Source organism: Cupriavidus sp. R6-3, from assembly GCF_059772245.1.
Genome location: NZ_JCBAJO010000236.1, coordinates 1 through 7,150 on the forward strand (window position 1 = coordinate 1; position 7,150 = coordinate 7,150).

Below are 7,150 nucleotides of genomic sequence, written 5' to 3' on the forward strand. Positions count from 1 at the left end.
TTCCTCCGCTTTCCCCGCTCCCTTCACTGATCGCTTCACCGATCCGTCCGCCGATCCAGACCGCGCCGCGCTGCGCCCCGCGTCCTTCGACCGCCCGCAGGTGCTGCTGCCCGAATGGACGCTGCTGCGCGACGGCATCGTGCGCGACCACGCGATCGTGGTGCAGGACGGCCGCTTCGCCGCAGTCGGCCCGGCCGCCCAGATCGCCGCGCAATTCCCGCATCTGCCCACGCTGTCGTTGCCGCGCATGCTGCTGATGCCGGGCATGATCGATACCCATCATCATCTGACGCAATCGTTCGGCAAGTCGCTGGTGTTCGGCGAGCCCTCGGAGATTTTCCGGCGCGTGTGGGTGCCGCTGGAGGGCAGCCTGACCGAGACGCATCTGTACCTGTCGTCGAAGCTCGCCGCGCTCGAGGCGCTGCGCGGCGGCTTCACGACGGTGTGCGATGCCGGCACGCGTGCCGATGCGGGGCTGGAGGCGATCGCGCAGGCGGTCGGCGAGGCCGGCGTGCGCTGCGTGCTGGGCCTGATCTGCAACGATCGCCCCGGCGGCCAGACCCTCGACGCCGCGCCGATCCTGCGCCGCGCCGAGCGCCATCTGGCGATGTACGACGATCATCCGCTGGTGGTGCCGTCGCTGGCGATCTCGATTCCCGAGGTGGCCAGCGACACGATGCTGCGCGACGTCTATCGGCTGTGCGAGGAAGCGGGCCGCGTCTTCCAGACGCACGCCAACGAACATCTGGTCGCCGTGGAGCGTTCGCTCAATGCGCGCCGCCAGCGGCCGATCGAACATCTGGAGGCGGTCGGCGCGCTGGGCCCGGCCGCGCTGCTGGCGCACGCGACGCTGGTGACGCCGCACGAGATCCGCCTGCTGGCCGAGCGCGGCGCGGCGGTGGCCTACAACCCCGTCGCCAGCGCCTGGAAGGGCAATGCGGTGGCGCCGGCCGAGACCATGGCGACCTTTGGCGTGCGCCTGGGGCTGGGCACCGACGGCACCCGCAGCGACGGCTTCCGCCTGCTCGACTATGCCGAGGCGGCGCAGCGCTTCGCCTTCGGCATCGGCGTCGGCGACTCGTCCTGCGGCGCCGGCTGGCGCTGGCTCGACATGGCGACGCACGACGGCGCCGATGCTGCCGGCCTGGGCAACGTCACCGGCGAGATCGCGGCCGGCAAGCAGGCCGACTTCCTGCTGGTCGATTGCGATGTACCGGAGATGACGCCGTCGTGGGACCTGAGCTGGGAGCTGGTGCGGCTGGCCAATCGCGACCAGATCCGCGGCGTCTTCGTCGACGGCCGGCTGCGCCTGTGGGACGGCTGGCCGCTGGACTGGGATGCGCGCGCGCTGATGCGCGAGATCCGCCAGATGGCCGAGCAGACCATCGCCAACGCGCCGATCACCAAACTGCACGATCCGGCCGACGTTCACCGCGCCGCCAATCGTGCGTCGCGTCCCAAGGCGGCGAAGGGCGGGGCGCAGGCATGATGTTCGATACGACGATGCTGAGCGTCTGGCTCGCCGTGTTCGCCGGCGCGCTGGTCCAGGGCACCACCGGCATGGGCTTCGCGCTGATCGTGGTGCCGGTGCTCGCGCTGGCCGCGCCGGCGATGCTGCCCGGTTCGCTGCTGATCGCGATGCTGCCGCTGAACGCCTATGTGGCCTGGCGCGAGCGGCATGCGATCGATCTGCGCGGCGCCGGCTGGATCAGCGCCGGACGGCTGGCCGGTACCTTCGGCGGCCTGTGGGTGCTGGTGGCGGTGCCGATGGCCTGGCTCAATGCGCTGGTCGGCGGCAGCACGATCCTGGCGGCCGTGGTGTCGCTGATTGCGCCGGCATTCACGCCCGGCAAGATGACCTTCGCCTCGACCGGCCTGATCACCGGCGTGACCGAGACCGCCACCGGCGTCGGCGGCCCGCCGCTCGCGCTGGCCTACCAGCATGCGCCGGTGGCCACGCTGCGCGCGACCGTGGCGCTGTGCTTCCTGGTGGGCGAGATCATCTCGCTGATCGTGCTGGCGGTGGGCGAGCGGCTGGACGCGCCGCAGTGGCACTACGCGCTCGGCATGCTGCCGGTGCTGGGCGCCGGCATGCTGGCCAGCCATCTGGTGCACCGGCGCATCAACCAGCGCATGCTGCGGATCGGCGTGCTGGTGTTCGCGCTGGTATCGGGACTGGTGGTGCTAGTTCGGGGCTGACGTCGCGGGCCTGGCGGACGTCACCGAGGCCGCGGAGGTCGCCGACGTAGCGGACGTAGCGGACGTAGCCGACGTAGCCGACGATTCGCGCGGCACCAGCTCGGGCAGCGGCGCCGCCACGGACGCACGTTCGCGCCCGCCCGAGATATGCTCGAACAGCAGTTCGACGGCCAGCGACGCGACCCGTTCGAGATGCAGATTGACCGCGGTGATCGGCGGCTGGTGGCTGCGCGCGCGAATGCCATCGTAGCGGGTCACCACCATCAGGTCCTGCGGCACCCGCTTGCCGAGCGATTGCGCATGCGCGATCGCGCCGACCGCGAAGGCATCGACCGGCGCGCATAGCGCATCGATGTCCGGCTGCTCGCGCAGCAGTGCCGCGCAGGCGGCGGCGCCACCCGCTTCGCCTTCGCTCTCCTGCGCGGTGACGATATGGCAGGGCAGGCCCGCCGCGGCCACGAAGGCGCGATAGGCGCGCTCGGTCTCCACATAGGACTGGCGCGGCGTCGCGCCGATCAGCAGGCCGATGCGGCGCCGGCCCTGCGCATGCAGATGCTCGAGCAGCAGCCGCGCGGTGTATTCGGATTGCAGATCGACGAAGGGCACCGGGTCTTCGGTGCCCGGCTCGCGGCCGATCGACACGATGCTGACGCCGCGCTGGCGCAGCAGCGCGATATGCGCGTCGTTGGCGACCGGCTCGATGACGATCGCGCCATCGATGTCCAGGCTGTCCAGCAGCCCGCCCGCGCCCTCCAGCGGCGGCACCAGCACGACGCCAAGGCCGCGGCCCAGCGCCGCTTCGGCGGCGATTGCCGCCACTTCCATCATGAAGCCCAGCCGCGAGGTGCCGCCGGCCACCGCGAACGGCATCGACGACACCAGCGCGATGCTGTTGGCGCGGCCCGAGCGCAGCCGCTGCGCGCGCACGCTGGGCCGATAGCCGAGCTGCTGGGCGATCTGCTTGACCCGAGCGCGCGTGGCCGGATCGACCACGCCGCGATCGTTCAGCGCATGCGATACCGTCGTCAGCGAGACGCCGGCCTCGCGGGCCACGTCATGGATGGTGATGCGTCGGTGCGGGGCGGATGCGCTCGGCCTCGGGTCTTTCATGCGTTGTCGGTGACGGAGCAGGGTAGCGGTGAAATGCCGCGCGGGAAGCGACGTCGCGGCGATCGCCTCGACGATGCGCGCGTTCGCGCCGCCTTCGATCGGCGCGGTGGCAAGCATACACCAGCGATCGCGCCGCGCCGCGCCGCCATGCCGCCATCATGCAGCCCGCGCCGTCATGCAGAGCGCGCCATCATGCAGAGCGCGCCATCATGCGGTCACCGCGATCACATGCGCCGATATCCGGCCCTCGATCGGTCCTTCGCCGAACTGGCTGCGCAGCGCGGCCTCGCAATAGTCGGTGGCGCGTTGCATCGCATCGCCGCCGCGCGCTTCGAACTCGGCGCGCATCGGCGTCGCCTGGCAGAAGCCGACCGCCGGCACGCGCGCCGACTCGGCCTGGCTGCGCTTGCCTACCGTGTCGAAGCTGGGTGCCGAGGCAAAGCCGCCCGCGCGCAGGTCGCGCTCGATGGCGTCGCGCTGGTGGTAGCCGTGCGGGGTCCGGGCCATGAAGTCCGGCGGCGAGTCGGGAAAGCACTCGGCCAGCGCGCGTGACACCGCGTTGGCGAAGTCGTTCTCCTCGATGCGGTCCCAGACATTGAACAGGAACGCACCGCCGGGCCGCAGTACGCGGCGCGTTTCGGCGAAGGCCCTGGCCTTGTCCGGGAAGAACATCACGCCGAACTGGCACACCACCAGATCGAAGCTGCCATCGTCGAACGGCAATTGCATCGCATCGGCCTGGCGCCATTCGGCCACGCGGCCGCGGAGGCCGGCCGCCTCGGCACGCGCCAGCATCGGCGCGTTCAGGTCGGTGACGACGAGTTCGGCCTCGTCGGGCAGCACCCTGGCCATCGCGCGCGTGACCACGCCGGTGCCGGCGGCGATCTCGAGCACGCGGGAAGGGCGCCGCTCGCCCACGCGGCGGGCCAGGTCGTCGGCATAGGGCTGGAAGATCATCGGCACGAGATATTGCTCGTACAGCTCGGGAATCGGGCCGGTGAACAGCTTGTCGGCATTCGGTGTGGTCATGGCGGTCTCCTGGCAGGCTGCGGGGGCAGGGCGCCCGCCGCTTCAGTTGGCCTGCCAGTCCATGCTAGACGGCGATCACGGCCGGGGCGGCTCGCCCGCGGGACCTTCCGGCGAAATGCGCAGGCGGCGCGGCTTCCCCGAGGCGGGCGCGCGGCACGCGACCCAGATCTGTGCTTTTGTGCTCGCTTTGTTCGTTCTCGGGCGCGAGGCAACGCGCGGGACTTTGGCTGCCTGACCTGGCTGCATACGATCCGGCGCATCGCCATGCCGAGTGGCTGAGCGATCGGCGCACAGCGTCGTTCCAACCATCGTTCCACCAATCCATTTGCTCAGGAGCCTGATCTTGCAGACCAACCGTACTCCGCTGCTTCCGCCTCACCTTGCCGTCAACCTTGCCACGCTTGACCTTGAGGACGATCACCATGATGGCTACGGCTTGTTTCGCGAAACGCGCATCGCCATCGACACCGATGCAGGGCGGGATGGCGCCCGCCTCCATTGGTGCCTCGCCCATCCCAAACTGGCCGGCGGGCTGGTCGGTACCGTCGCCTTCGGCCTGGTCGCCGGCGCGAGCGGCATCACCTTCGCCGCCACGCATGACTGGCTCGCCGCGGCCGCCGTATTTGGGCTCGGCAACACCCTGATGGGCTGCGCGGGGAGTTGCATCCTGAACTACATATCGCGGTCGAACGGATGAGCGGACGCCGCCCGCCAACGCGGCGCCCTGACGGCTACCCGGCCTTTGGGTGATACCCCGGCTCCGCCATCTCGAACGCCGTGCCCCGGTGCGCCGGCGGCGGATAAATCCACTGCCGATTGATCTGCCGCTTCAGCGCCTTGGCTTCCGCACCGGTGAGCTGGACGTCGCGCTGCCACCCTTGGGTCAGTACCGCACCCCACGGACCGAGGTCCAGGCAAGTGACATAGCGCGGCTGGGCATACGGCGTCGCCGGGACGCCCAGCAGATCCGCCATCGCGTTGTTGCCGGCGACCCGGCCAAGCGGCATCGCATGCTGGCAGGACATCAGCGTGCGGTGGCCCGCTTCATCGGTCAGGGCGCTCGCGGCATCGCCGGCGACGAACACGCTCGGGACGCCCGGCACGCGCAGGTCGCGATCGACCAGCAGCCGTCCGGCGCGGTCGCGCTCGGCGGGGATCTGCTGCGTCAGCGGCGTCGCCGTGACGCCGCCGGTCCAGATGACGGTGGCGGCATCGATCCGCTTGCCGTCACTGAGCGTGATGCCGTGGGCGTCGACCGCCGTTACCGCGACGCCCAGCCGGCGTTGCACCCCCAGCGCGTCGAGCGCCTGCTCGATGACGGGACGCGGCCCGGGTCCGAGATCGGGACCGATGGCATCCGCCTGCTCCACGACTATCACGTGTACTTCGCTGTCGTCGCCGAGCGCGGCACGCAGGCGCGCCGGCATTTCGGCGGCGGTCTCGATGCCGGTGAAGCCGCCGCCGGCCACCACCACCGTATTGCGCGCCGTCGACCACGGCCGCTCGGCCAGCGCGGACAGATGCCGCTCCAGTGCGACCGCGTCTTCGCGCTGATCGACGCTGAAGGCAAACCGGGACAGGCCGGGCAGCGCCGGCATCGCCAGACGGCTGCCGGCGGCGAGCACCATCCGGTCGTAGCGAATTTCGCTGTACCGGCCTTCGCCATCGCGCAGCGCGACGCGGCCGGCGGCGGTGTCGATGGTGTCGGCCCAGCCGGCGATGAAGCGCACGCCGACGGTGTCGAACAGCGCATCGAGCGGCGCCGCCATGCGCGCCGGCGCGCTTTCATAGAGACGCGGCCGCAGCGTGATGGCGGCTTCGGGCGCCACCACCACGATCTCGATGGCATCCGGCGCGACGCCGTGGCGATCGCGCAGTCTGGCGGCGGCCAGCGCCGCATACATGCCGGCAAAGCCGGCTCCGACGATAACGACTTGCTTGTTCATGACACCCCACGATTGGCAACGACGGAGGATCCGTCCGGATCGACAGGTGGGGATGGTAGGAGGCGGGGGGCCGGCGGGAACAGTACCAAGATCTGAGCAAATGCAGGCACCATCGAATGCCTGCACATCGCGCGTCCGGCTACGGTATCGGCGCACGGCATCGCCGCAGCGTGCTGCAGCAGGCTGTTACGGGGTTCTGCTGACTGCCAGGGACTGCTGCGAGGGCTCAGCGCATCTCGGCCAGCAATGCCATCAACGTGTCGCAGGCCGGCTCCAGCCGCGCCTCGCTCAGATTGGTGACGCCGAGCAGCAGGCCGCGCTGCTGCGGGTGCCGCCCGGGGTCGGCATACCAGCGCGAGACGGCGGAGGGCGCGATGCCGCGCCGCACCGCTTCGGCCGCGATCGCCCGATCGTCGCAGTGGGGCGGCAGCCGAAGCCGCACGGCCAGCCCGGCCATCGCATCGACGTCCGCCTGCGGGCCCGGACGGGAGTCCAGGAGGGTCCGCAGAAGGCCGCGCAGCGCATCGCGCCGCTGTGCATACAGCGCCTTCATATGCCGCAGATGGCGCAGATAGTGGCCCTCGGCCATGAACTCGGCAAACGCCAGCTGTGTCGCCAGGTTCGGCGCGGGAGCCAGGCAGCCGGCCACCTCGGCGAAGCGTTCCGCCAGCGGCAGCGGCGCCACCACGAAGCCCAGCCCCAGCGCCGGGCTCATGGTCTTGCTGAACGTCCCGATATGGATCACGCGGCCGTGCCGATCGGTCGCCGCCAAGGCCGGTGCCGCGCGGCCCTGCAATTGCAGTTCGCTCAGATAGTCGTCCTCGACGATCCACGCCTGCGCGCGGGCGGCCCAGCGCAGCAGCGCC

General features: G+C 70.7%; 7 protein-coding genes. 3 read left to right on the top strand and 4 right to left on the bottom strand.

Annotation, left to right across the window (positions count from 1 at the left end):
• Positions 1 to 70: 70 nt before the first annotated feature.
• Positions 71 to 1,489 (top strand): amidohydrolase family protein, encoded by a 1,419-nt coding sequence (locus tag AC6EI8_RS22540; protein WP_149318933.1) that lies wholly within the window; start codon positions 71 to 73, stop codon positions 1,487 to 1,489.
• On the top strand, positions 1,489 to 2,199 hold the full coding sequence (locus tag AC6EI8_RS22545; RefSeq protein WP_370639517.1) for a sulfite exporter TauE/SafE family protein: 711 nt from the start codon (positions 1,489 to 1,491) through the stop codon (positions 2,197 to 2,199). Before AC6EI8_RS22540 ends, AC6EI8_RS22545 begins: the two co-directional genes overlap by 1 nt.
• Here the strand turns inward: AC6EI8_RS22545 and AC6EI8_RS22550 are convergent.
• Positions 2,185 to 3,309 carry a LacI family DNA-binding transcriptional regulator gene (locus tag AC6EI8_RS22550; RefSeq protein ID WP_498382923.1) on the bottom strand — a complete coding sequence of 375 codons (1,125 nt, stop codon included), beginning with the start codon at positions 3,307 to 3,309 and terminating at the stop codon, positions 2,185 to 2,187. The genes AC6EI8_RS22545 and AC6EI8_RS22550 overlap by 15 nt on opposite strands.
• A 207-nt stretch (positions 3,310 to 3,516) precedes the next feature.
• Positions 3,517 to 4,338: a class I SAM-dependent methyltransferase gene (locus AC6EI8_RS22555; RefSeq protein ID WP_149318756.1), complete on the bottom strand. Its 822-nt coding sequence runs from the start codon at positions 4,336 to 4,338 to the stop codon at positions 3,517 to 3,519.
• Between the two features lie 343 nt (positions 4,339 to 4,681).
• Between AC6EI8_RS22555 and AC6EI8_RS22560 the strand changes: the two genes are divergently transcribed.
• Positions 4,682 to 5,035 (top strand): hypothetical protein, encoded by a 354-nt coding sequence (locus tag AC6EI8_RS22560; RefSeq protein WP_149318755.1) that lies wholly within the window; start codon positions 4,682 to 4,684, stop codon positions 5,033 to 5,035.
• 34 nt (positions 5,036 to 5,069) lie between these two features.
• On the opposite strand, the gene AC6EI8_RS22565 is transcribed toward AC6EI8_RS22560, so the two are convergent.
• Both AC6EI8_RS22565 and AC6EI8_RS22570 read right to left on the bottom strand, forming a co-directional pair.
• Positions 5,070 to 6,284 carry an NAD(P)/FAD-dependent oxidoreductase gene (locus AC6EI8_RS22565; protein WP_498382924.1) on the bottom strand — a complete coding sequence of 405 codons (1,215 nt, stop codon included), beginning with the start codon at positions 6,282 to 6,284 and terminating at the stop codon, positions 5,070 to 5,072.
• A gap of 226 nt (positions 6,285 to 6,510) precedes the next feature.
• The coding region (locus AC6EI8_RS22570; RefSeq protein WP_498382922.1) for an aminotransferase-like domain-containing protein at positions 6,511 to 7,150 on the bottom strand (640 nt) is incomplete at its 5' end.